The organism is Methylobacterium isbiliense (assembly GCF_022179325.1).
Classification (GTDB): domain Bacteria; phylum Pseudomonadota; class Alphaproteobacteria; order Rhizobiales; family Beijerinckiaceae; genus Methylobacterium; species Methylobacterium isbiliense.
On the sequence record NZ_BPQQ01000058.1, the window covers coordinates 179,964 to 202,778 of the forward strand.

General features: G+C 72.7%; 26 protein-coding genes. 9 read left to right on the forward strand and 17 right to left on the reverse strand.

All coding sequences use genetic code 11. From position 1 onward, the window contains the following. Positions 1–62 precede the first annotated feature (62 nt). On the reverse strand, positions 63–869 hold the full coding sequence (locus MFF61_RS23265) for a prephenate dehydrogenase/arogenate dehydrogenase family protein (RefSeq protein ID WP_238239548.1): 807 nt from the start codon (positions 867–869) through the stop codon (positions 63–65). 393 nt (positions 870–1,262) lie between these two features. On the opposite strand from MFF61_RS23265, the gene MFF61_RS23270 reads away from it, so the two are divergent. The 4 genes from MFF61_RS23270 to MFF61_RS23285 all read left to right on the forward strand — a co-directional run bounded on the left by MFF61_RS23270 (position 1,263) and on the right by MFF61_RS23285 (position 3,434). Beyond that, positions 1,263–2,000, forward strand: coding sequence for a Crp/Fnr family transcriptional regulator (locus MFF61_RS23270; protein WP_238239550.1), 738 nt, complete (start codon positions 1,263–1,265; stop codon positions 1,998–2,000). A 148-nt stretch (positions 2,001–2,148) separates the two neighbouring features. Next, the gene (locus MFF61_RS23275) at positions 2,149–2,607 is read left to right on the forward strand and encodes a DUF6894 family protein (RefSeq protein ID WP_238239552.1); all 459 of its coding nucleotides are present in this window, start codon (positions 2,149–2,151) and stop codon (positions 2,605–2,607) included. A gap of 97 nt (positions 2,608–2,704) precedes the next feature. Continuing rightward, complete coding sequence (locus MFF61_RS23280; protein ID WP_238239563.1) at positions 2,705–3,007, forward strand: hypothetical protein; 303 nt, start codon at positions 2,705–2,707, stop codon at positions 3,005–3,007. Between the two features lie 157 nt (positions 3,008–3,164). After that, positions 3,165–3,434 (forward strand): hypothetical protein, encoded by a 270-nt coding sequence (locus MFF61_RS23285; protein ID WP_238239566.1) that lies wholly within the window; start codon positions 3,165–3,167, stop codon positions 3,432–3,434. A 123-nt stretch (positions 3,435–3,557) separates the two neighbouring features. Here the strand turns inward: MFF61_RS23285 and MFF61_RS23290 are convergent, their stop codons facing one another. Next, the gene (locus tag MFF61_RS23290) at positions 3,558–3,731 is read right to left on the reverse strand and encodes a CsbD family protein (protein WP_238239568.1); all 174 of its coding nucleotides are present in this window, start codon (positions 3,729–3,731) and stop codon (positions 3,558–3,560) included. 643 nt (positions 3,732–4,374) lie between these two features. Between MFF61_RS23290 and MFF61_RS23295 the strand changes: the two genes are divergently transcribed. Next, positions 4,375–4,770 (forward strand): hypothetical protein, encoded by a 396-nt coding sequence (locus MFF61_RS23295; protein WP_238239571.1) that lies wholly within the window; start codon positions 4,375–4,377, stop codon positions 4,768–4,770. Positions 4,771–4,922: 152 nt separating this feature from the next. On the opposite strand, the gene MFF61_RS23300 is transcribed toward MFF61_RS23295, so the two are convergent. From MFF61_RS23300 to eno, 9 genes are all read right to left on the reverse strand, one after another. Further along, positions 4,923–5,252: a hypothetical protein gene (locus MFF61_RS23300; RefSeq protein ID WP_238239573.1), complete on the reverse strand. Its 330-nt coding sequence runs from the start codon at positions 5,250–5,252 to the stop codon at positions 4,923–4,925. A gap of 177 nt (positions 5,253–5,429) precedes the next feature. Continuing rightward, positions 5,430–6,866 (reverse strand): dihydrolipoyl dehydrogenase, encoded by a 1,437-nt coding sequence (lpdA, locus tag MFF61_RS23305; RefSeq protein ID WP_238239575.1) that lies wholly within the window; start codon positions 6,864–6,866, stop codon positions 5,430–5,432. 77 nt (positions 6,867–6,943) lie between these two features. Continuing rightward, the gene (locus MFF61_RS23310) at positions 6,944–8,425 is read right to left on the reverse strand and encodes a pyruvate dehydrogenase complex dihydrolipoamide acetyltransferase (RefSeq protein ID WP_238239577.1); all 1,482 of its coding nucleotides are present in this window, start codon (positions 8,423–8,425) and stop codon (positions 6,944–6,946) included. Further along, a complete protein-coding gene (locus tag MFF61_RS23315) occupies positions 8,407–9,036 on the reverse strand; it encodes a Uma2 family endonuclease (protein ID WP_238239579.1) in 630 nt (209 codons plus the stop codon). The genes MFF61_RS23310 and MFF61_RS23315 overlap by 19 nt, the downstream gene beginning before the upstream one ends. Before the next feature lie 11 nt (positions 9,037–9,047). Then, on the reverse strand, positions 9,048–9,329 hold the full coding sequence (locus MFF61_RS23320; protein WP_238239581.1) for a DUF5076 domain-containing protein: 282 nt from the start codon (positions 9,327–9,329) through the stop codon (positions 9,048–9,050). A gap of 4 nt (positions 9,330–9,333) precedes the next feature. Continuing rightward, on the reverse strand, positions 9,334–10,803 hold the full coding sequence (locus MFF61_RS23325) for a pyruvate dehydrogenase complex E1 component subunit beta (RefSeq protein WP_238239584.1): 1,470 nt from the start codon (positions 10,801–10,803) through the stop codon (positions 9,334–9,336). Between the two features lie 28 nt (positions 10,804–10,831). After that, a complete protein-coding gene (gene pdhA / locus MFF61_RS23330) occupies positions 10,832–11,929 on the reverse strand; it encodes a pyruvate dehydrogenase (acetyl-transferring) E1 component subunit alpha (RefSeq protein ID WP_238239586.1) in 1,098 nt (365 codons plus the stop codon). Positions 11,930–12,080: 151 nt separating this feature from the next. Continuing rightward, positions 12,081–12,392 carry an FtsB family cell division protein gene (locus MFF61_RS23335; RefSeq protein ID WP_238239589.1) on the reverse strand — a complete coding sequence of 104 codons (312 nt, stop codon included), beginning with the start codon at positions 12,390–12,392 and terminating at the stop codon, positions 12,081–12,083. Positions 12,393–12,462: 70 nt separating this feature from the next. Continuing rightward, complete coding sequence (eno, locus tag MFF61_RS23340) at positions 12,463–13,740, reverse strand: phosphopyruvate hydratase (RefSeq protein WP_238239591.1); 1,278 nt, start codon at positions 13,738–13,740, stop codon at positions 12,463–12,465. 187 nt (positions 13,741–13,927) lie between these two features. On the opposite strand from eno, the gene queF reads away from it, so the two are divergent. Next, on the forward strand, positions 13,928–14,377 hold the full coding sequence (gene queF / locus MFF61_RS23345; RefSeq protein WP_238239707.1) for a preQ(1) synthase: 450 nt from the start codon (positions 13,928–13,930) through the stop codon (positions 14,375–14,377). A gap of 63 nt (positions 14,378–14,440) precedes the next feature. Here queF and MFF61_RS23350 read toward each other — a convergent pair whose 3' ends face one another. The 3 genes from MFF61_RS23350 to MFF61_RS23360 form a co-directional block, all read right to left on the reverse strand. Continuing rightward, positions 14,441–14,779 carry a hypothetical protein gene (locus MFF61_RS23350; protein WP_238239593.1) on the reverse strand — a complete coding sequence of 113 codons (339 nt, stop codon included), beginning with the start codon at positions 14,777–14,779 and terminating at the stop codon, positions 14,441–14,443. A gap of 136 nt (positions 14,780–14,915) precedes the next feature. Then, the gene (locus MFF61_RS23355; protein ID WP_238239595.1) at positions 14,916–16,106 is read right to left on the reverse strand and encodes an MFS transporter; all 1,191 of its coding nucleotides are present in this window, start codon (positions 16,104–16,106) and stop codon (positions 14,916–14,918) included. 58 nt (positions 16,107–16,164) lie between these two features. Further along, positions 16,165–16,641 (reverse strand): hypothetical protein, encoded by a 477-nt coding sequence (locus tag MFF61_RS23360; RefSeq protein ID WP_238239598.1) that lies wholly within the window; start codon positions 16,639–16,641, stop codon positions 16,165–16,167. A gap of 220 nt (positions 16,642–16,861) precedes the next feature. Between MFF61_RS23360 and MFF61_RS23365 the strand changes: the two genes are divergently transcribed. Beyond that, positions 16,862–17,746, forward strand: coding sequence for a hypothetical protein (locus tag MFF61_RS23365; RefSeq protein ID WP_238239602.1), 885 nt, complete (start codon positions 16,862–16,864; stop codon positions 17,744–17,746). A gap of 69 nt (positions 17,747–17,815) precedes the next feature. Here MFF61_RS23365 and MFF61_RS23370 read toward each other — a convergent pair whose 3' ends face one another. The 3 genes from MFF61_RS23370 to queA form a co-directional block, all read right to left on the reverse strand. Next, positions 17,816–19,324, reverse strand: a complete 1,509-nt coding sequence (locus MFF61_RS23370; RefSeq protein WP_238239617.1) for a Do family serine endopeptidase — start codon at positions 19,322–19,324, stop codon at positions 17,816–17,818. Positions 19,325–19,430: 106 nt separating this feature from the next. Continuing rightward, the gene (gene tgt, locus MFF61_RS23375; protein ID WP_238239630.1) at positions 19,431–20,606 is read right to left on the reverse strand and encodes a tRNA guanosine(34) transglycosylase Tgt; all 1,176 of its coding nucleotides are present in this window, start codon (positions 20,604–20,606) and stop codon (positions 19,431–19,433) included. Beyond that, positions 20,606–21,691 (reverse strand): tRNA preQ1(34) S-adenosylmethionine ribosyltransferase-isomerase QueA, encoded by a 1,086-nt coding sequence (gene queA / locus MFF61_RS23380; protein ID WP_238239633.1) that lies wholly within the window; start codon positions 21,689–21,691, stop codon positions 20,606–20,608. The genes tgt and queA overlap by 1 nt, the downstream gene beginning before the upstream one ends. A gap of 96 nt (positions 21,692–21,787) precedes the next feature. On the opposite strand from queA, the gene MFF61_RS23385 reads away from it, so the two are divergent. Together MFF61_RS23385 and MFF61_RS23390 are read left to right on the forward strand one after the other, a co-directional pair. Next, positions 21,788–22,282 (forward strand): MarR family winged helix-turn-helix transcriptional regulator, encoded by a 495-nt coding sequence (locus tag MFF61_RS23385; RefSeq protein WP_238239644.1) that lies wholly within the window; start codon positions 21,788–21,790, stop codon positions 22,280–22,282. Next, entirely contained in the window at positions 22,279–22,575 is a 297-nt protein-coding gene (locus MFF61_RS23390) for an antibiotic biosynthesis monooxygenase (protein ID WP_238239646.1), read from the forward strand. Before MFF61_RS23385 ends, MFF61_RS23390 begins: the two co-directional genes overlap by 4 nt. Positions 22,576–22,815: the final 240 nt, after the last annotated feature.

A 22,815-nucleotide genomic window follows, 5' to 3' on the forward strand; every position in this document is an offset into this window, starting at 1 on the left:
CCGAACTCGGTTGCGACTCAGTGAGAACGAAACAGGAACACGCCACGAGCCCGCCGGTTCGGTCAAGACCGGATCGGCGTCATCCGGGGGCCTTGCGCGTCGGGACCCCGCTCCTCCCGGGCGGCCCCGAGTTCGGCGTCGAGCGCGGCGGCGAGGGCGAAGAAGGTGCGGCGTACCTCCGCCGCATAGGGGTTGGCGCGCGTGATGGCGTCGAACACCTCCGGGGCGTCGTGGCGCACCAGTCCGACCGCCTCCCGGATCAGCTCGAAGCTGCGCGTCGTGATGCGGTGCGGCAGGGGCTCCATCCGGACGAGCACCCGGGCGATGAGGTGGGTCAGCCCCTGCGCCAGGGCCGCCTCGCGGTCGTGCGCCTCGGGCGTGGTCAGGATCACGTCGAGCCCGAGCGCCCGCCGCAGGAAGGCCGCGGCGCGCCGGCCGGAGCGTCCGCGCAGCGGGCAGACGGCGATCTTCAGCCCGGCGATGCCGTCCCGGGCGCTGCCGGGGCCGAAGAGCGGATGCGTGGCGACGACGTCGACGAAGGGCGGCAGGCCTTCGGCCATGATGCGCGCCGGCTCCATCTTCACCGACCCGACGTCGAGGACCAGGGCGCCCGGCCGCAGGTGGGGCGCGACCTGCGCGACCGTCTCGCGCAGGCGGCCCACCGGGACGGCGAGCACCACGACCGGGCAGGAGGCCACCCGCGGCAGGTCGGCCAGCACGACGCCCGGCTCGCTCCGGGCCTCCGGCGCAGGGTCGAAGGCCAGGATCCGGAAGGACCCGGCGAGATGCCGCGCGGCGAGCCGGCCGAAGGCGCCGAATCCGACGATGCCGAGGAAGGGACGAGGCGCGTGCGCGCGGGCCGGTGTCATGATCGGAGGTTCCGCAATGGGCTGCGGAGCCAGAGCCGTCCCGCCGGAACCCAACCGCTGGCCACGCAGCGGTCGAGGGACGACGATGCATCCTGCCGCTCAGGGAAGCGGCGTGGAATAGATCCCGGCGAGGGCGAGCATCGTCGTCATGCCGCGGCGATAGCCGCGGCCGCGCCGGCCGTCAACCGCGGCCCGCGGGCGGACGCGGGCGGCGCGGCGAACCCGGCGTTGCCGGATACAGTCCAGAAGTATCGCGAATCCGCTATCATGGGTTAATGGTCCGCCCCGCGGGACGCTCTAGCTTGCGTTCCCGTCCCGCTCTCGATCCCTCGCCCCGTTCATGCGGCGAAGCCCCCCGCCGCGTCCGCTCCGCCTCCGGAGGGCGCGCCGCCGATGACCGCCGCCGCGCCCGCGCTGGCCGGCCTGGTGCGACGCCTGGAGAGCATCGGCCCGCTCACCGCCGCCGAGCGGGAGGCGGTCGCCGACCTGCCCGCCGCGATCCGCACCCTGCCGCCGCGCTGTCCCATCGTGCGCGAGGGCGAGCGGCCGGGCCAGTGCTGCGTCGTGCTGCAGGGCTGGCTGTGCCGCTCCAACGTGCTGGGCAGCGGCAAGCGACAGATCCATTCGCTGCACATCGCGGGCGACATGCCCGACCTGCAGAGCCTCCACCTCCCGGTCATGGACCACAACCTCGACACCCTGACGCCGGCGCTGGTGGCCGCCATCCCGCACGAGGCGCTGCGGGAGCTGCTCGCGTCGTATCCCGGCGTGGCGGCCGTGCTCTGGCGCGGCACGCTGATCGACGCCGCGATGGTGCGCCAGTGGATGGTCTGCCTCGGCCGCCGGGCGGCCCTGGAGCATACGGGGCACCTCCTGTGCGAGATGTACCTGAGGCAGCAGGCGGCCGGGCTGGCCGCCGGCTTCCGGTGCCCCCTGCCGATCACCCAGAGCGACCTCGGCGACGCCCTCGGCCTCTCGACGGTCCACGTCAACCGCGTGCTGCAGTCCCTGCGCGCCATGGGCCTGATCACGTTGCAGAACGGCACCTTGCGGATCCACGATTGGGAGAGGCTGGTGGCGCTCTCCGAGTTCGATCCGACCTATCTCCACCGGGAGGATGCGCCCGTCTGATATCGGTTCGGGACGAGTCCCTCCGGAACCGGTATGGCAAGCCCGCGCGGCGGAGCCGCGGCTCCGCACCCTTGAGCGAGGCCGAACTCCGCCTCGCCGGGATCCGATCGGCGAAGCGATCGGCCGGACAGCGAACGAGGGAGCCGCCGTGCCGGTCTTCTACTTCCACCTGAGGATGGCGGAGGGGGTCGAGCCGGACGAGGTGGGGCTGGACTTCCCCGACCTGGACGCGGCGTATCTCGACCTGTGCGACGGATTGCCGGCCCTGCTCGGCGAACTCGTCCGCCAGGGACGGGACCCCGCCGGGGGCAGTTTTGCGATCGCGAACGGCGCCGGCGAGGTGCTGCTGGAGGTGTCCCTTCTCGGCGAACTCGTGCGGGGGCGGCCGCGCCGGCCGCCGGTCCGGCCTCCGGCGCCGGTCGATCCGGCCCTGGCGGGGGCCCGCCGGCTTCTCGCGCAGACGCGCGCCGCCGACCGTCTCGACGCGGAGTGCCGCCGCGCATCGGCGGCGGCCCTGGCGCGCTCCTACGCCCTGCTGCGCCAGCCCCGCCCGCGCAGCGCGCTCCTGCGCGGCGAGCGGGATGAGGCGGATTTCCAGCCCTGGTAGCACCGCGCGTTCACCGGGCCTTCACCATGCGGGCATTCGGTCCGCGGCCCCGGGCGGCGGCCGTGGCATCGTGCGGGCGGCTCGGCGGAGGTGCGTGGTGTTTGTCCTGATCGCGGCGGCAATGGGCGGCGGCCTGGCGGCGGCCGCCTTCGCGCACCCTCTCGGCCCGGCCTGGGCCGCCCTCGCGGCGCCCTTCGGCGGCAGCGCGGCGGCCCTGCTCGCCGCCATCCTGCTGGCGCAGCACCGCGGCCACCACGAGGAGGAGGTCGACCTCGACGGACAGGCGGACCGGATGGCGGCAGCGCTGCGGGACATCGCCGCGCAGGGCCGCGCGGCCGAGCAGGGCCGCACCGGAATCGCCGAGGCCCCGCACCAGGATGGCCGCCGCGGGGCCGCCTGAACGCCTGCCGGACCTCCCGGCGCGGGCCGCGCGGCGGGCTGTTCTTGGACCTCTTCTGTTGGAACTTTTCTCCTGGAACTCTTCCAGGCTCGGCGACGTTCAGGTGGCCACGCTTGCGCGACATCCCGGCGCGACGCAACGGAAGGAGTTCATCGCCATGCGACGCCTCGTTCTCGGCATGGCCGCGGCTGCGGCCTGTCTCGGCCTTCCCGGCACCGCTTTCGCCCAGGGCTTCTCCATCGGGCCGGGCGGCGTCCGGATCGATGACGGACGGCGGCCCTATGGGGTGCAGCGGGAGTATTACGAGGAGCGGCGCGGCCCGAGCCGGGCGATGTGCCGCGAACTGCGTCAAGCCTGCCTCTACAAGGAGGAGCTGGGCGAGCAGGGCGCCGGCAATTGCCGGCGCTATCGCCGGATGTGCGGCTGAGCCCGCGCCGGCGCGCCTCCCGCACCGCGGTGCGGGAGGCGACGGAGGGACGGTCCCTCGCCCCCGATCAGGCGGCCGTACTCACGCGGCCCTGATCACTTGGCCCTAATCACTTGGCCCTGATCACTTGCCCTTGAAGGCATCCTTGATGCTGCCGACGGCGTTCTGGATGCTGCCCTTCACCTGATCGGCGATGCCTTCGCTCTTCAGCTTCTCGTCGCCGGTCATCTTGCCGGCGCCTTCCTTGATCTTGCCGCCGATATTCGTGGCAGACCCTTCCACGCGATCCTTATCCATCTCGCTCCTCCAGATGTTCTTGATGCGTCGATGGCACCCGCATAGTAACGGTGGCGAACCGTGCCGGTTCCACGGCGTCCGGGCCAAGGTTAGGATCCGCGACCGGAGCCGCCGCCCTGCTCGTCGGCGATGGAACTCCGCGCCGGACTTGGTCGGTCGGCTTTGCGATCGATTCGAGATGATGGATCATGTCGCGCAATGATGCGGCAATCCTGACGCAGAGGGCGTCGGGCGTTCGGCCCGTCGCGCAAGTCTCCCTGCTTGCACGGGGGCGATCGTGCGTGCGTCCCCGCGCCTCGGGCCAGGGCGGTGGGATGCGGCCCGCGCCGCGCCGCCGCCGCCCTCACGCCGCCTCTCGTCCAAACAGACCAGCCTCGCCCCCGGGTTGGCCCCGTCGAAGCCGTCCTCGGACGCTCCGCTCCGGTCTTGGCGGGTCGCGCAACCTTGAACGATCAGTCATTCCGGCGCCGCTCGGTGACCTGCGATCCGGGCTCGACTTACTCCCGAAGAGTTCTTCTGTCCGCTCTGGACAAGGCAACCTGCTCAGGTCAGGCTCGATCTGTCGCCGCACACAGAGACACCGGACCTCCGGGCTGGCGCGTCCCGAAACAGGATGCGTCGGCCGACCCCATCCGAGGCACGCATGCAGGCCGAACTCCGATTCACGGTCGAGGTCGGCCCCGACGGCGATCCGGTCCTGAAGGTGCACGCCGGCGATCGCACGATTCCGATCGATCTGACGCCGGCGCAATCCAGGGACCTCGGCCGTGCCCTGCTGGCGGTGAGCACGGTGTGCAGCAGCGCCGAACCTCCCCCCGCGGGCACGCCCATCGACAATTGCCACTTCCCGGTGAAGGAGTGGGCCACCGGCCGATCGATCGAGACGGGCCGTCCGGTTCTGGTCGTGCGGGTGCTGGGCGGTGCGGAGCTGATGTTCCAGTTCTCGCCCGCCGGGGCGACCGAATGTGCCGCAAGCCTGCGGAACGCCGCCGCGCTTGCCGAGGACGCGTCCGCCGCCCGCGATCACAGCTGGACCTAGACCGGTTTGCTGCGAGCGGCGCCGGAACCGCTTCGTCCTGCGGTCGCCGCTCGAGCGAGCGGGCTGAGCGACGGAGGGCCGCTTCCACGCTGCGGACGGCCCGCCTCGCGCTCGCGGGCCTCTCGGTCCCGGGCGACAGCCGGTCCGACCGGTCAGCGCCCCTGGAGCAGCTTGTCCACGAGCGGCATGAGCGCATCCACGCAGGCCTTCGTGCTGTCATCGGCGGCGCATTTGAGGTCCATGCCGACCTCGCCGCGGTGAAAGCGCAGCCGAGCCCCCTTCATACCGGCCATGAACGGACGCCCGCGCCAGCCGCCCTCGCGGTCGCCATCGGGCGGGCCGCGACGAGACCAGTCGGGGCGGGGATTGTCGCCCCCTGAGCTTGAGGGCGGGCCGTCCGACGATCCCCCGGTGGCCTGGGCCAAGCAGGCGGTGCTGGTCACGACGGCGAGGATGGTGCCGGCCATCAGGCGTTTGATCATGGCGAGTGCTCCCTTGCACACCTCTTCGGGCACCGCAGGATGTTCGGCCGACGTGTCCCGGGTTTGACCGGTCCGTATCGGCTTGGTGTCTGCCGGATCGATCGTGCCGGGCCAAGCTCCGGACTGGCTTCGGGGCGCTGACGGCTCGTCCGGCGGGAGGCTGCGGGCCTCCCCCCCTCACACGTGGATCACCCGCCCATACGCGTCGAGCACGCTCTCGTGCATCATCTCGGACAGGGTCGGGTGCGGGAAGACCGTGTGCATCAGGTCCTCCTCGGTGGTCTCCAGCTGCATCGCCACCACGTAGCCCTGGATCAGCTCGGTCACCTCGGCCCCGACCATGTGGGCGCCGAGCAGCTGGCCGGTCTTGCGGTCGAACACGGTCTTGATCAGGCCGTCCGGCTCGCCGAGCGCGATCGCCTTGCCGTTGCCCATGAAGGGGAAACGGCCGACGCGGACGTCGAAGCCCTGCTCCTTGGCCTTGGCTTCCGTGAGCCCCACCGAGGCGATCTGCGGCTGGCAGTAGGTGCAGCCCGGGATCTTGCCCTTGTCCATCGGGTGGGTGGGCAGGCCCTTGATGGTCTCGATGCAGAGCACCCCCTCGTGCTCGGCCTTGTGGGCGAGCATCGGCGGGCCGGCCACGTCGCCGATCGCGTAGATCCCCGGCACCGCGGTGCGCCCGAGCCCGTCCGTCGCCACGAGGCCGCGCTCGATCGTCACCCCGAGCGCTTCGAGCCCGAGATTCTCGATGTTGCCGACCACGCCCACCGCCGAGATCAGCTTCTCGGCGGTGATCGTCTGCGCCTTGCCGTCCGCCTCGACCGTCGCCGTCACCCCGTCCTGGCCCTTGGCGACCGTCGTGACCTTGGCGCCGGTGAGGATCCGGATGCCCTGCTTCTCGAACCGCTTGCGGGCGAGGGCGGCGATCTCGGCATCCTCCACCGGCAGGATCTGCGGCAGCAGCTCCACCACCGTCACCTCGGCGCCCATGGTGCGGTAGAAGGAGGCGAACTCGATGCCGATGGCGCCCGAGCCCATGACGAGCAGGCTCTTGGGCATCGTCTCCGGCACCATCGCCTCGTAGTAGGTCCAGATCTGGCGCTTGTCGGGCTCGATGCCGGGGATGACCCGCGGGCGGGCGCCCGTCGCCACGATGATGTGCTTGGCCGCGTACGCGCCCGGCCCCTTGGCGCCCTTCGGGGCCTCGGCCCGCGTGGTCTGCGCCACCGCGACGCGGCCCGGCGTGGTGCCCTTGGGCGCGGCCTCGATCCGCGCCTCGCCCCAGATCACGTCGACCTTGTTCTTCTTGAGCAGCATGCCGACGCCGCCGTTGAGGCGCCCCGACACGCCGCGCGAGCGCTTGACGATGGCGGCCGTGTCGAAGCTCACGCCCTCGGCCGAGAGCCCGTACTCCTTGGCGTGCTGGAGATAGTGGAAGATTTCGGCGGAGCGCAGCAGGGCCTTGGTCGGGATGCAGCCCCAGTTGAGGCAGATGCCCCCCAGGTGCTCGCGGTCCACCACCGCGGTCCTGAAGCCGAGCTGCGCGGCGCGGATCGCCGTCACGTAGCCGCCGGGGCCGGCGCCGATGATGAGGACGTCGTAGGGGTCGGACATGCGTCAGGGCTCCGTGGCGGCGAGCGCCGGCAGGACAGGGACTGAGCGGACGAGGGCGGCGCCGGACGCGCCGCGGCTCACACCAGCATCCCCATCGGGCTCTCGATCAGGCCCTTGAAGGCCGAGATCAGTTCGGCGCCGAGCGCCCCGTCCAGCACCCGGTGGTCGCAGGACAGGGTGCAGGTCATCATCTGCACGACCGCCGGGGCGCCGTCCTTCACGACGACGCGCTTCTCGCCCGCGCCGACCGCCAGGATCGTCGATTGCGGCGGGTTGATCACCGCGGTGAAGTGCTTGATGCCGAACATGCCGAGATTGGACACGGACGTGACGCCGCCCTGGTATTCCTCGGGCTTGAGCTTCTTGGCCCGGGCGCGGGCGGCGAAGTCCTTCATCTCGTTGGAAATCGTCGAGAGCGTCTTCCGGTCGGCCTGGCGGATGACGGGCGTGAACAGCCCGCCGTCGATCGCCACGGCGACGCCCACCTCGGCGTTGTCGAAGCGCAGGATCCGGTCCTCGGCCCAGACGGCGTTGGCCGCCGGGACCCGCATCAGCGCCAGCCCCATCGCCTTGATGACGAAATCGTTCACCGAGAGCTTGAAGGCCGGCTTGCCGTCCTTGTCCTTGGCGGCGCTGGCATTGAGCTGCTCACGCAGGGCCATCAGGGCGTCGAGCTCGCAATCGACGGTGAGATAGAAATGCGGCGCCACCTGCATCGCCTCGGTGAGGCGCTTGGCGATGGTCTTGCGCATGCCGTCGAGGGGCACCTCGTCGTAGGAGCCCGGCTTGAACATCCCCATCACCTGCTTGGCGCTGAGGCCGGGCGGCGGGGCGGCGCCCGCAGCGGCGGGCTTGGCCGGCGCGGCCTTGTCCGCCGGGGCGTCCGGGCTCGCCGCCGGGGGCGTCTGCGCGGAGGTATCCTGCGCGGCGGACGGAGCCTTCGCGCCGCCCTCCTTGAGCGCCGCGCGCACGTCGCGCTCGATCACCCGGCCGTGCGGGCCGGAGCCCGTCACGCCCGAGAGGTCGATCCCCTCCTGCTTGGCGATGCGGCGCGCGAGCGGCGAGGCGAAGATCCGCCCGCCCGGGGCCGCGGCGCCGTTCGGCCTGGGCTCCGGCGTGGCTGCGGGTTTGGCGGCGTCGGGTTTGGCGGCGTCCGGCGCCTCGTTCACCCGGGCATACGCCATGGTGCCGCCGCCGGGCGTGCGGTCCGCGGCGTCCGTGCCCACCTCGGGCTTGGATGATTGGGGCTTGGCAGATTCGGCCTTGGACGATTGGGGCTTGGCCCCGCCCCCGGCACCGACGCTCTTCGGGTCCTCGCCCTCCCCGGCGATCAGCGCGATCAGGTCGTTCACCGGCACGTCCGCGGTGCCCTCCGGCACCACGATCCGGGCGAGCACGCCCTCGTCGACGGCCTCGACCTCCATGGTCGCCTTGTCGGTCTCGATCTCGGCCAGCACGTCGCCGGCCTTGACCGTGTCCCCCTCCTTCTTGAGCCACTTGGCGAGGTTGCCCTTCTCCATCGTGGGCGAGAGGGCGGGCATCAGCACGTTGATCGGCATGGGTCAGGTCTCGGGCGGGGCCAGGGCGGCCGGGTCGTCGAGGGGCGGATCGTCGAAGGAAAGAGGTCGTCGAGCGCGAACGGGACGGCGTCGAAGGGCGGCAGGTCCACCGCCTCGCCGCGCTCCACGGTGCCCAGCAGCAGCCAGCGTCCGCCGGTGAGGGCGAAGCCCTCGAGCACGCCGTCCGTGGGATCGCGCAGCCAGAGATGGCCGACACCGGCTTCGGCGTAGATTCGCCGCTTCGGCCCACGGTCGAGCCGGGCGGTGGACGGGGCCGGGATCTCGCAAATCCAGTCCGGTGCGATCTCGGTGAAGGCGGTCTCCGGCTCGGCCGGCAGCCGCTCGCGGCGCCAGCCGGCAAGGTCCGGCACGACCACGTGGCGCCCGAGATGCAGTTCCGGCTCGATCACGAAGATCCAGCCGCCCGGACCGCCGCGGCCGCGTCGGAACGGCAGGGTCAGTCCGGCGTACAACTCGCCGGCGGCTGCGCCGTGCTGCATCCGCGGCCGCGGATGCGTTTCCAGCACGCCATCGATGATCTCGGCCACGAGGTGGTCCGGCACCGCCTCGAGGTCGGCGTAGGTGGCCCAGAGCGGCGCGGCCTCGGGCATGGCGCGGCCCGTCAGTTGAAGCTCTCGGGATCGAGGCTCTCGGCCTCCATCCCGGCGCGGATGCGCGCGAAGGCCTCCTCCTCGGAGATCTCGGTCTCCCGGGCATAGACCCGCGCCGCCTGCCGGGCGAGGTCGATCAGCAGGCGGCCCCAGGTGGCCGGGTCGTCGAAGGAGCGGCGCAGCGCAAAGCTCACCGCCCCGTCGACGACGGCGGCGCGCAGCACCTCGACCCCGCCGTGCTCCAGGGCGTCGGGGGGGACCGAGAGGGCCTCGAACGTGCCGTCGTCCGCCATCGGCCTACCGGTAGCAGACGGCCTTGGCCGCCTCGATCACCTCGGCGACGGTCGGAAGAGCGAGCTTCTCCAGGTTCGCCGCGTAGGGCATCGGCACGTCCTTGCCGGTGATGCGCAGGACCGGCGCGTCGAGGTAGTCGAAGGCGTCGACCATCAGCCGCGCGGCGATCTCGGCCCCCACGCCCGATTGCGGAAAGCCCTCCTCCACGGTGACGCAGCGGCCGGTCTTCCTCACCGAGTCCACGATCGTCTCGGAATCCATCGGCCGGATGGTGCGCAGGTCGATCACCTCGGCGTCGATCCCCGCCTCGGCGAGTTCGTGCGCGGCCTTCAGCGCGTAGGTCATGCCGATGCCGAAGGACACGAGGGTGACGTCCCGGCCCTCGCGGTGGACCTTCGCCTTGCCGATCGGCACCGTGAACCCGTCGCCCTTCGGCACCGGGAAGGACTGCCCGTACAGGATCTCGTTCTCGAGGAAGATCACGGGGTTGGGGTCGCGGATGGCGCTCTTGAGCAGGCCCTTCGCGTCCGAGGCGGTGTAGGGCATCACCACCTTGAGGCCCGGCACGTTGGAGTACCACGCCGCGTAGTCGTGGCTGTGCTGGGCCGCGACGCGGGCCGCCGCGCCGTTGGGGCCGCGAAACACGATCGGGCAGCCGAGCTGCCCGCCCGACATGTAGAGGGTCTTGGCCGCCGAGTTGATGATCTGGTCGATCGCCTGCATGGCGAAGTTGAAGGTCATGAACTCGACGACGGGGCGCAGGCCCGTGAAGGCCGCGCCGACGCCGACGCCGGCGAAGCCGTGCTCGGTGATCGGGGTGTCGACGACGCGGCGCGCGCCGAATTCCTGCAGCAGGCCCTGCGTGATCTTGTAGGCGCCCTGGTACTCGGCGACCTCCTCGCCCATCACGAAGACGGTCTCGTCCCGGCGCATCTCCTCGGCCATCGCGTCGCGCAGGGCCTCGCGCACCGTCTGGGTCACCATCTCGGTGCCCTCCGGGATCTCGGCCATCGCCCGGTCGGCGCTGCGATTGGTGATCACCGCGGGCGCCGCGGGGGCGACCGGCCTGTCCTCGCTCGTCTTGGCGGCGGGGGCGGGCGTCCCGGCCTGCCCCTCCGCCTTCATGTCGGGGGCCGGCGCGGGCTGGCCCTCGCCCTTGGCCCCATCCGGCTTGGTCCCATCCGGCTTGGCGGCGCCGTTCGGCTTCGTCGCGGCGGCCGAGACGTCCTCGCCCTCGCCCGCCAGCACCGCGATCGGCGTGTTGACCGCCACGTTGTCGGTGCCGTCGGCGATCAGGATCTTGGCGAGCACGCCCTCGTCGACCGCCTCGACCTCCATGGTCGCCTTGTCGGTCTCGATCTCCGCCAGGATGTCGCCGGGCTTGACCGGGTCCCCTTCCTTCTTGAGCCACTTCGCCAGCTTGCCCTGCTCCATGGTGGGCGAGAGGGCGGGCATCAGGATGTCGGTCGCCATGGGTGCTTCTGTCGATCCGAGATGGGGGTCAGGCGCGGGCGGGTTCGAGCAGGACGTCGGTCCACAGCTCGGACGGATCGGGCTCGGGATCGCTGGTGGCGAACTCCGCCGATTCGTTGACGATCTCGCGCACCTTGGCGTCGATCGCCTTGATCTCGTCCTCCGGGACCTTGTGGGGGCCGAGCAGGCGCTTGCGCACCTGCTCGATCGGGTCGGATTCCTCGCGCATCCGGGCGACCTCGTCCTTGGTGCGGTACTTGGCCGGGTCGGACATCGAGTGGCCGCGGTAGCGGTAGGTCTGCATCTCCAGGATGTAGGGTCCCTCGCCGTCGCGGGCATGCGCGATGGCGCGCGCCGCCGCCTCGCGCACGGCGCGCACGTCCATGCCGTCGACCTGCTCGCCCGGGATGCCGAAGGAGATGCCGCGCTTGGAGAAGTCGGTCTGGGCCGAGGCCCGGGTCACCGAGGTGCCCATGGCGTAGCGGTTGTTCTCGATCACGTAGACCACGGGCAGCTTCCACAGCTGCGCCATGTTGAAGCTCTCGTAGACCTGGCCCTGGTTGGCCGCGCCGTCGCCCATGTAGGTGAGGCTCACCGCGCCGTCGCCGCGGTACTTGTTGGCGAAGCCGATGCCGGTGCCGAGCGAGACCTGGGCACCGACGATGCCGTGGCCGCCATAGAAGTTCTTCTCGCGGGAGAACATGTGCATGGAGCCGCCCTTGCCGCGGGAATACCCGCCGCGGCGGCCGGTGAGCTCCGCCATCACGCCCTTGGGGTCCATGCCGCAGGCCAGCATGTGGCCGTGGTCGCGGTAGCCGGTGATGACCTGATCGCCGTCCTTCGAGGCCATCTGCACCCCGATCACCACGGCCTCCTGGCCGATGTAGAGGTGGCAGAAGCCGCCGATCAGGCCCATGCCGTAGAGCTGGCCGGCCTTCTCCTCGAAGCGGCGGATGAGCAGCATCTCGCGGTAGGCGTGCTGATCCTCCTCGCGGGTGAACTGGGGTGCGTTGGAGGCCTTGTTGGAGGGTCTGGATGCGGCGGATTTGGGTGACGGGGATTTGGGCGATGCGCCCTTGCCCGCTGCACCCTTATCCTCCTGACGGGCCTCGTTCGCGGCATCCATCGGCGCCCTCCCGGCTGTGCGACCTTGGTCCAACAGCTTCTAGGGCAGCCGGTGCCGGAAGGCGAGGCCCGGAAGGCCGGGAACTCTTGCCGGAAGCCCCTGCCGGAAGCCCTTGCCGGAAGCCCTTGCACACTCCGCCGGACCGCCGCCGTCAGGGCGTGATGATGACGACGTCGTTGGGGTGGACGCGCCCGAGCACGATGCGGGCGCGTTCCTCCAGGAGGTCGCGGTCGATCTGGTCGCTGCGCAGCAGGGCGACGCGCCGCTCCCACTCGGCCCGGTCGGCCCTGGCGGCGTCGAGTTCCTGCTGCAGGCCGTAGGCCTGGATCTTCAGCGCCCGCTTGGCCTCCAGGCCGCGGTTGCCGTTCTCCGCCTCGTTCAGGAAGTAGCCGACCGCCAGCACCGAGGCGGCGTAGAGGCCGAGCGGCAGCAGGATGGCACGGGTGCGGCGACGGACGACCATGCCGGCAGGCTACGGGGGGATGGTTAAGGAAGGCTCAAGGCCCGCCCTCGCCCTCCCCCGGGCCGTCCCGTCAGGCCTTCAGCGCGGCGCGTCCGGCGTAGCGCGCCTGCGTGCCCAGCCCCTCCTCGATGCGGATGAGCTGGTTGTACTTGGCGAGCCGGTCGGAGCGGGCGAGCGAACCGGTCTTGATCTGCCCGCAATTCGTCGCGACCGCGAGGTCCGCGATGGTCGCGTCCTCGGTCTCGCCGGAGCGGTGGGACATCACCGCCGTGTAGCCGGCGCGGTGGGCCATGTCGACGGCCGCGAGCGTCTCGGTGAGCGAGCCGATCTGGTTGACCTTGACCAGGATCGAGTTCGCCGTGCCCTTGGCGATGCCCTCCGAGAGCCGCGCCACGTTCGTGACGAACAGGTCGTCGCCGACGAGCTGGCAGCGCCCGCCGACCGCGTCGGTCAGCGCCTTCCAGCCGTCCCAGTCGTCCTCGGCCATGCCGTCCTCGATCGAGAGGATCGGGTAGGCGTCGACCAGCTTGGCGAGGTAGGCGGCCTGGGCCGCCGGGTCGCGGGTCTGGCCCTCGCCCTCGTACACGTAGGCGCCGTTCTTGAAGAACTCGGTGGCCGCGCAGTCGAGCGCCAGCACGATGTCCCGGCCCGGCTCGTAGCCGGCGGCGCGGACCGACTCCATCACGAAGTCGAGGGCGGCCTCGGCCGAGGGGAGGTTGGGGGCGAAGCCCCCCTCGTCGCCGACATTGGTGTTGTGGCCGGCCTTCTTGAGGGCGCCCTTGAGGGTCTGGAACACCTCCGCGCCCATGCGCACCGCCTCGGCGAGCGAGGCGGCGCCCACCGGCATGATCATGAATTCCTGGAAGTCGATCGGGTTGTCGGCATGCGCGCCGCCGTTGATGATGTTCATCATCGGCACCGGCAGGATGCGGGCCTGGGTGCCGCCGACGTAGCGGTAGAGCGGCAGGCCGGAGGCTTCCGCGGCGGCCTTGGCGACGGCGAGCGAGACGCCCAGGATCGCGTTGGCGCCGAGGCGGGCCTTGTTGGGCGTGCCGTCGAGCTCGATCATCGCCTCGTCGACCGCGACCTGATCCTCCGCGTCCATGCCGCCGATGGCATCGAGGATCTCGCCGTTGACGGACGCGACCGCCTTGAGCACGCCCTTGCCGCCGAACTTCGCCTTGTCGCCGTCGCGCAGCTCCACCGCCTCGTGCGCACCCGTGGAGGCACCCGAGGGCACGGCGGCGCGGCCGAAGGATCCGTCCTCCAGGAGGACGTCGACCTCCACGGTCGGGTTGCCCCGGCTGTCGAGGATCTGGCGGGCGGCGATGTTGGTGATCGCGGTCATGAGGGTCGCTCTCTCCGGCAGGCGGCCGTCGTCAGGCCGGGCTTATCCGCCAAGACGCCGCGCGCGGCAAGCACCCCAAGGGCAACCGGCTCAGGGGCAACCAGCTCAAGGGCAGGCCGGGGACGGCAACGTGCCGTAGCGCGGAGGGCCTGCGCGCGCCTATATCGGGCCCATGACCGACCAGCCCATGACCGACGAGACCCTGCAGCTCGGGCGCTCCGCCGCCCTGCCCCGCTCGCCCGAGGAGGCGCAGCTCGACCGGGTGCCGAACCCGCACCCGGACACCGACTACCTCGCCCGCTTCACGGCGCCGGAATTCACCTCGCTGTGCCCGGTCACGGGCCAGCCCGACTTCGCGATCCTGGTGATCGACTACCTGCCCGACCGCTGGCTGGTGGAATCGAAGTCGCTCAAGCTCTACCTGCACAGCTTCCGCGATCACGGCGCCTTCCACGAGGATTGCACGGTCGCGATCGGCAAGCGGCTCGCGGGGCTGCTGGAGCCCCGCTTCCTGCGCATCGGCGGCTACTGGTACCCGCGCGGCGGCATCCCGATCGACGTCTTCTGGCAGACCGGCGCGCCGCCCGCCTCCCTCTGGCTGCCCGACCAGGGCGTGCCCCCCTACCGCGCCCGCTGACGGGCACGACAAAGGCGGCCGGGGATCGCCCCGGCCGCCGGAACGCGCGCAGTGGCGTGCGGCTCAGTAGCCGTCGTCGTAGTAGCCGTAGGCCGGCGCGGGCCGGTAGGCCGGCGCGCCGTAATAGCCGTAGCCGTTGCGACGCGCGGCATCGGCCGCGATGGCGCCGGCCGCGAGGCCCGCGATGCCGAGACCCACGGCGGCACCCGTCGAGATGCCGCGCCGGCCGCCGCGATAGCCGTACCCGCCGCGATAGCCGTAGCCGCGGGCGTAGGGACCACCGTGGTAGCCGTGGCCGTAGCCGCCGCGATAGCCGGGCCGGGCCTCGGCCGGGGCCGACATCGTCGCCATCGTGCCGAGCGACAGGGCGGCGGCGGCGGACAGGATCGCGAGCTTGCGCATGAAATCTCCTCGCATGTGAATCAATCCAGGCAAGTCAACGGGCGAGGAGGCCGGAAGTTCCGGGGCGAGCCGCGATCGTTCCAGAAGCGGAGGCGGCCGCATCGTCATTCATTCTCCGTTCATCGGCCGGGATCCGCTAGGGCAATTGCACGCGCCGGACTGGCTGGGCGAGCCGCCGCGCGGTGACGAGGCCGAGGATCAGGATGGCCGCGGCGCAGAGCGCCAGCGCGCCGAACTGGCCCAGCGTCTCCAGCCCGAGGCCGAGCACCGCGACCCCCAGCGCCTGCCCGCAGAAGAACGAGAAGGCGTGCAGCGCCACCGCGGAGGCGCGGGCCTCCGGCGCCACCTCGGTGACCTGCACCTGGTAGGTGTTGTGGAGCATGTAGAAGCCGAGACCCAGCGCCACCAGCGCCAGCGCATCGAGCTGCCACGCCCCCGCGAGGCCGACCATCATCAGGGCGCCGCCCGAGACCGCGCCCCCGGCCATCAGCATCCGGGTCTGCCCGAGGAAGCGCAGGAGCAGGCCGACGCTGAGCGAGTAGAGCAGGCCGCCGGCCGCGAAGCCGGCGAGCACCAGGCCCGCCTCCCGCGGACCCCCCTCGCCGCGCGCCTCGATCAGGTGGGCGAGGTGGGGGAAGATGCCGAACACCGCGATCGCCTCGACGAACACCGCCGCGAACAGCACCCGTGCGCGGGGATTGCCGAGGATCGCCCGGTAGCGGACGAGGGCCGGCCCGACCGCGAAACGGCCCCCCTTGCCCCGCAGGCTGCCCGAGAAGCCGGCGAGCACCGCGGCCGCGCCCGCCGCCGCGATGGCGGCGGAGAGCACGAACACCCCGCGCCAGCCGATCTGCGCCTCGATCAGGCCCGACACGGTGGAGCCGGCGAGCTGGCCCAGGATCACCGCGACGAGGAAGCGCCCGATCGCGACCTGGCGCCGGTCCATCGGGATGCGATCGCCCATCATGGCGAGCGCGAGCGGGATCACCCCGCCGGCCGCCGCGCCCGCGAGCATGCGCAGGGCGAACAGCACCCGGATGTCGGAGGTGACCGGGCAGAGGAGGAGCGCCAGCGTCAGGATGCCGAGGCAGGTGGCGACCACCCGCTCCTTGCCGAGCGCGTCGCCGACCGGGCCGAGCACGGGCTGGATCAGCGCGTAGGGCAGCGCGAAGGCGGTGGAGAGCAGCGCCACGGTGGCCGGGCTGGTGGCGAAGTCGCGGGCGAGCACGCCGACGAGGGGTTCGGCCACGCGCCCCGCGAAGGTGGAGGCGAAGCCGCCGGCCGCCAGGACGAGGATGAGCCGCGTGGGCGAGGTGGAGGCGGTCACGCGCGACCGGCCGGAGCGCGCGAGGCGCAAGCGCGAGCATTCGACATGACGGCGAGGGTTAACGCGTTTGCGTAAGCCCCGATAGGCGCCTGAGCGCATGGGGCTGTGCGGCCCGCACGAGGCAGTTCGTCAGGAACTCGCCCGCGGGCCTCGCCCCGCACAGGATCTCGGCCCGCCCCGCCTGCCCGCTCCGGTCGGTGCCGGTGAGGCGCACCGCGCGGTGGAGCCGCAGGGCCAGCGCCTCCGCCTCTTCCGCCCGCGCCCCGGTGAGCGCCCGGGCCGCAAGACCGATCAGCACGAAGGTGTAGCGGTTGGGCTCGGCGAAGCGCGACCGCAGGATGACCCGCCGGGGGGCCGCGCAATCGAGGAGCATCAGGTCGGCATCCGCCGCCCCGAACGCCACCACGCTGCCGCTGCGCCCGGCGATCGCCGCCCCGGTCGTCGTCACGAAGCGCCCGGCGAGGCGCGCGCACGCATCCGCCTGCGCGCCGACGGCGGAGCCGAGAAGGAGAAGGGCGGCGAGGACGAGGCGCATCGGGGCCGAGTATGCGGCCGCGGCCCGTCCCCTGCCAAGCCGCACGCTCCCTCCCCGCGCGGTCCGCGCGGCCTCGCCGCCGGTCCGGCGGAATTTTTTGGGGGGCGGCCGCGAGCCGCCCATCCCCGCTATCCCCAGGGCGATGCGCCTGCGTCGTTGCCGCGGAGCCCGCCCGAAGGCCAGATCGCGCATCATCCGCTCGGGATCGGCGGGGAGTGGCGTGCTGAACAGGATCCTTCAGGGCGCGGTCGGGGTGGCGGCGCTCGCCGCGGTGGCGAGCCCGATCGTGCTGATCCTGCTCCTCGACCCGCGCATCGGCGTCCTCGCCCACCGCGCCCGGCCGGAGCCGGAGCCCGTCGCCGCCGTCGCTCCCCGGGAGACCTCTCCTAAGGAGACCTGCGCGCCCTGCCGGACGGCCCCGCCGCCCGAGCCGGAGCCCGCGCGGCCGTCATCCCCGCCGGAACCGCCGCCGGTGCTGCGTCCCGCGCTCGCCGACGGGATCGCGGCCCCGGACGTCGCGGGCGAGCGGGAGTCGCAGCGCGCGCAGCTCCTCCGCGTCACGGCCCATCCCGACCGCGTCTCGGGTTCGGCGGCGTGGCTCGACCTGATCGGGCTCCTCTACACCCGTCCGCGGGACGCGGAGGGCGCGCCGCCCCTCGATCCGAACGGCTACCGGCGCGTGCGCATCGACCTCGCGCAGGCGCCCGACCGCGCGCTCGTCGTGCTGGCCGACCAGCCCCTCGCCCTGTCGCTCGCCGTGAGCCCGCCCGACCGCGCGGGCGCGCTCGGGGTCGAGACGCGGGCCGCCTTCACGGTGGCGGAGGGGCGCCCGGGGCTGCTCGGGGGCTTCCGCAGCGCGGCCCTCGGGGCGCCGAAGGTGGCGCCGCTCCTCGACACGCTGCGCCCCGGCCCGGACGGCCTCCGGACCTTCTGCGCGGCGCTCAGGCTCTGGGCCGGGCAGTACGGCCTGCCGGTCGCGCGCCTGCGCTACACGCTCCTGGAGAACGCCGCGCAGGTGCGGCTGGAGGGCGACCGCCTGCTGACGGACGGCACCGCGCGCGGCCGGGTGGCGGGCCGGCGCCTCGCGGTCCTGTGCCGGCAGTGACGGCGGACGTGCGGAGGCCGGCCCCGCTGGGGGCCGGCCTCCGAAGGCGGGTTGCGGGATCGGCCGTGCTCAGCCGTTCCTGCTCTGGAGCGCGATCGCCACGAAGCGCACGCCCTTGTCGCTCCTGATGCGCATCAGCACCGCCTTGCGGCCGTCGCTCTCGGCGCTGCGGATGCGGCTCGCCACGTCCGCCACCGAGGAGACCGGCTGGCCGCCGACGTCCAGGATGACGTCGCCCGCCTCGATGCCCTTGGCGGCCGCCGGGCCGTCGGGATCGACGCTCACCACCGCGACGCCCTCGGAGCCGGCCCCCACCGCATCGGCGGGGGCGAGGCCGAGGCCGAGCCGCGGCTGGGCATCGCCGCGGCGGCTGCCGCGCTCCTCGCGGGCGGCGACCTTGGTGTCGTTCGGCAGCGTGCCGAGTTCCACGGTCGCCACGTCGCGCTTGCCCCCCCGCAGGTAGGTCACCTCGACCTTGGTGCCGGGCTTCATCGCGGCGATCTTGCGCGACAGCTCGCGGGCGTCGTTGACGGGCTCGCCGTTGACGAGCTGGACCACGTCGCCGGACTTCAGCCCGGCCTTGGCGGCCGGCGTGCCGTCCTGCGTGCTCGTCACGAGCGCGCCCTTCGGCTTGTCGAGCCCGAGGCCCTCGGCGATGTCCTTCGTCACCGGCTGGATCTGGAGGCCGAGATAGCCGCGGGCGACCTTGCCGTCGGTGCGCAGCTGATCGACCACCGCCTGCACGGTCTCGGAGGGGATCGCGAAGGCGAGGCCCACGTTGCCGCCGGACGGCGAGGCGATGGCAGTGTTCACGCCCACCACCTCGCCCGCGACGTTGAAGGTCGGACCGCCCGAATTGCCCTTGTTGATCGGCGCGTCGATCTGCAGGAAGTCGTCGTAGGGACCTGCCCCGATGTCGCGGCCGCGGGCCGAGACGATGCCGGCCGTCACCGTGCCCCCGAGGCCGAACGGGTTGCCGATCGCCACCACCCAGTCGCCGACCTGCGGCGCCCCGTGCGCGAGCTTCACGTACGGATAGGTGCCGCCCTCGGTGACCTTCAGGAGCGCGAGGTCGGTCTTCGGGTCGGTGCCGACGAGCTTGGCGTCGAGGGTGCGGCCGTCGTCGAGGGTGACCTCGACCGCCTTGGCCTTCTCGACCACGTGGTTGTTGGTGACGACGTAGCCGTCGGCCGAGACGAAGAAGCCCGAGCCCTGCGCGGCGCGGCCGCGGTTGCGCGGGCGCTGGGGCGCGTTCTCCTCGCCGAAGCGGCGGAAGAACTCGCGCAGCTGCGGCGGCACGCTGCGGCCGCTCAGGCCCTCGTCGTCATCCGCCGCGTCGTCGCGCAGCGTCACCTTCACGGAGACCACCGCGGGCTTCACCCGGTTGACCACCGGCGCGAAGCTGCCGGGCGGATGCTCGGGCACGGTGATCGGGGTCTGCGGCAGGGCCTGGGCGAAGGCGGGCGCGCTCGGCGGCAGGAAGGCGGTGCCGAGGGCACCCGTCGCCACGAGCGTCACGGCCGCCACGGAGGCGAGGGCCTTGCGGTGGAAGCGGGACGCGGGAACGGGCTGGGTCATGGACGGACGATCCTCCGGAAGCGAGGGCCGCGAGCGCGGCCGGTCGATGGCTGCCACTCTCGGGGACCGCGCCTGACCGGCCTGTGACCCGAACATTACGGATTGGTCACGCCCCGGCCGACCCGCCCGGGTCGCGCGCCCCCCTGTCGCGCTCCCCCCTGTCGCGCTCGGCCCGCGCCCAGCCCTCGCGGGTCTCGCCGATGAAGTCCTGCAGGCGCCCGGCCGCGATGGCGCGGCGCAGGCCCGCCATCAGGTCCTGGTAGTAGGACAGGTTGTTCCAGGTGAGCAGCATCATGCCGAGGATCTCGCCCGCCCGCACGAGGTGGTGCAGGTAGGCCTTGGTGTAGAGGTGCGCGGCCGGGCAGGCGGACTCCGGGTCGAGGGGGGTGTTGTCCTCGGCGAAGCGCGCGTTGCGCAGGTTCATGCGGCCGAAGCGGGTGTAGACCATGCCGTGGCGCCCGGCCCGGGTCGGCATCACGCAATCGAACATGTCGATGCCGCGGCTCACCGCCTGCACGATGTCGTCGGGGGTGCCGACGCCCATGAGGTAGCGGGGCTTCGTCACCGGCAGGTGCGGCTCGGTGGCCTCGATCATGGCGAGCATGGTGGCCTGCGGCTCGCCCACCGCGAGGCCGCCGATGGCGTAGCCCTTCAGGTCGAGGCCGACGAGCGCCCGCGCGCTCTCGGCCCGGAGCGCCGGCACGTCGCCGCCCTGCACGATGCCGAACAGCGCCCGGCCCGGCTGCTCGCCGAAGGCCGCGCGGCAGCGCTCGGCCCAGCGCAGCGACAGCTGCATGGCCCGGGCGATCGCCTCGCGCTCGGCCGGCAGGCGCACGCATTCGTCGAGCTGCATCTGGATGTCCGCCCCGAGCAGGCCCTGGATCTCGATCGAGCGCTCGGGTGTCAGCTCGTGGGCGGTGCCGTCGATGTGGGAGCGGAACGTCACCCCCCGCTCGTCGAGCTTGCGCAGCCCCGACAGGGACATGACCTGGAAGCCGCCCGAATCGGTGAGGATCGGGTAGGGCCACTGCATGAAGGCGTGCAGGCCCCCCAGGCGCGCCATCCGCTCCGCGCCGGGGCGCAGCATCAGGTGGTAGGTGTTGCCCAGCACCACGTCGGCCCCCAGCGCCTTCACCTGCTCGGGGTACATCGCCTTGACGGTGCCCGCCGTGCCCACCGGCATGAAGGCCGGGGTGCGGATGACGCCGCGGGGCATGCGGATCTCGCCCGTGCGGGCGACGCCGTCGGTCGCCGCGACGGTGAAGCGGAAATGGTCCGTCATCAGGTCTCCGCCCGGAAGAGCAGGCTCGAATCGCCGTAGGAGTAGAAGCGGTAGCCGCGCGCGATCGCGTGCGCGTAGGCGCTCCGCATCGCGTCGAGCCCGGCGAAGGCCGAGACCAGCATGAACAGGGTCGAGCGCGGCAGGTGGAAGTTCGTCATCAGCACGTCCACCGCCCGGAAGCGGTGGCCGGGCGTGATGAAGATCTCGGTGGTGCCCGCGAAGGGCCGGACCGTCCCGTCCGGCTCGGCCGCGGATTCGAGCAGGCGCAGGGCCGTGGTGCCCACGGCCACGATCCGCCCGCCCTCCCGGCGCACGCGGTTGAGCGCGGCGGCGGCCTCCGGCGTGATCTCGCCGAACTCGGCGTGCATGCGGTGGTCCGCCGTGTCCTGCGCCTTCACGGGCAGGAAGGTGCCGGCCCCGACATGCAGCGTGACGCGCACCTGCGCGAGCCCTGCCGCGTCGAGCCGCGCGAGGAGGTCGGGGGTGAAGTGCAGGCCGGCGGTCGGGGCCGCCACCGCGCCGGGCTCGCGCGCGAACACCGTCTGGTAGTCGGCCGCGTCCCGCGCATCGGCCGGGCGGCGCCCGGCGATGTAGGGCGGCAGCGGCAATTCCCCGAGCCGGGCCACCGCCTCGTCGAGATAGGCCCCCGCGAGGTCGAACGCGAGGGTGACCTCGCCCCCGTCCCCCCGCTCCGCCACCGTCGCGTCGAGATGGCCGAGGTCGCAGGCCGCGCCGTCCGGACCCGCCCCGAACCGCACCCGGTCCCCGGCCCGCAGCCGCTTGCCCGGCCGCGCGAAGGCGCGCCAGCGGTCGGGGGCCTCGCGCCGGTGCAGCATCGCCTCGATCCGCACGCCGGGGGCCTCGCCGCGGGTGCGCAGGCCCCGCAGGCGGGCCGGGATCACCCGCGTGTCGTTGAAGACGAGGCAATCGCCCGGCCGCAGCAGATCCGGCAGGTCGCGCACGGCCGCGTCGGCCGGATTCTCCCCGGGACGCACCACGAGGAGCCGCGCCGCGTCCCGCGGCACGACCGGGCGCAGGGCGATCAGGGCCTCGGGCAGGTCGAAATCGAACAGGTCCACGCGCATCGCCAGGGCATCTGCACGGATCGCCCCCGCGGATCAACCGCGCCGCCGCCGAAGCCGTTTGACAACACATTACCTTTTTGACAATATATTGTCGTTATGAGCGACGATGCCGTCTTCGCAGCCGCCTTCACCGACCTCGTCCTGGAGGTCTTCCGGCTGAACGGGGCGCTGATCGCGGCGGGCGATGCGCTGACCCGCGACCTCGGGCTGACCAGCGCCCGCTGGCAGGTGCTCGGCGCAGTGGCCCTGGCCGGCCGGCCGCTGACCGTGGCGGGGGTGGCCCGCGCCATGGGGCTGACCCGGCAGGCGGTGCGCCGGATCGTGACGGATCTCGCGGCGGGGGGCCTCGTGGCCCTCGCCCCGAACCCGGACCACCGCCGGGCGGATCTCGTGGTGCTGACGTCGGCCGGCCGGGTGGCCTATGCGGCCGCGGACGCGCGGCAGGCGGCCTGGGCCGCGCGGATCGGCGCGGCGTGCGGACCCTGCGATGTCGCCGGGGCCGCGTCCCTGCTCCGGCGCCTGCGCGCCGCGCTGGAGCGGGATCGAGAGGCGGGCGAGCAAGAGGCGAGTGTGCCGGAGGAGCCGTCATGAGCGACGTGGTGCTGATCAACCCGTTCGAGGTCGAGGCCGGGGCCGAGGAGGCCGCCATCGCCTATTGGGAGCGCGCCGCCGCGCACATGCGGGCCCAGCCCGGTTTCGTGTCGACGGCGCTGCATCGGGCGATCGGGCCGGGCGCGCGCTTCCCGCTCGTCAACCTCGCCACGTGGCGCTCGCCCGCCGCCTTCGCGGCGGCGGTCGCGAGTCCCGCCTTCCGCGCCCTCACGCAGGGCGAGGCAGCCCGCTTCCCGCATCACCCGGGGCTCTACACCGTCATCCGCACCTGAGCGGCGCTGGCGCTGCGCGGCCCGGGACGCCATCTCTGGGCGATCACGGCCCGGAGACCCTCATGACCGCTCACCCGACGCTCGATGCCGAACTCATCGCGTGGTGGGAATGCGAGGCCGCGCGTCTCGATGCGCTCGCCGCCGCGGCCCGCTTCGGCTTCATGCGCAGCCATTACGCCCGCAAGGCCGCGGAGGCCCGCGCCCGCGCGCAGGTCAGCCGCGTGCGCGAGGCGGCCCGCC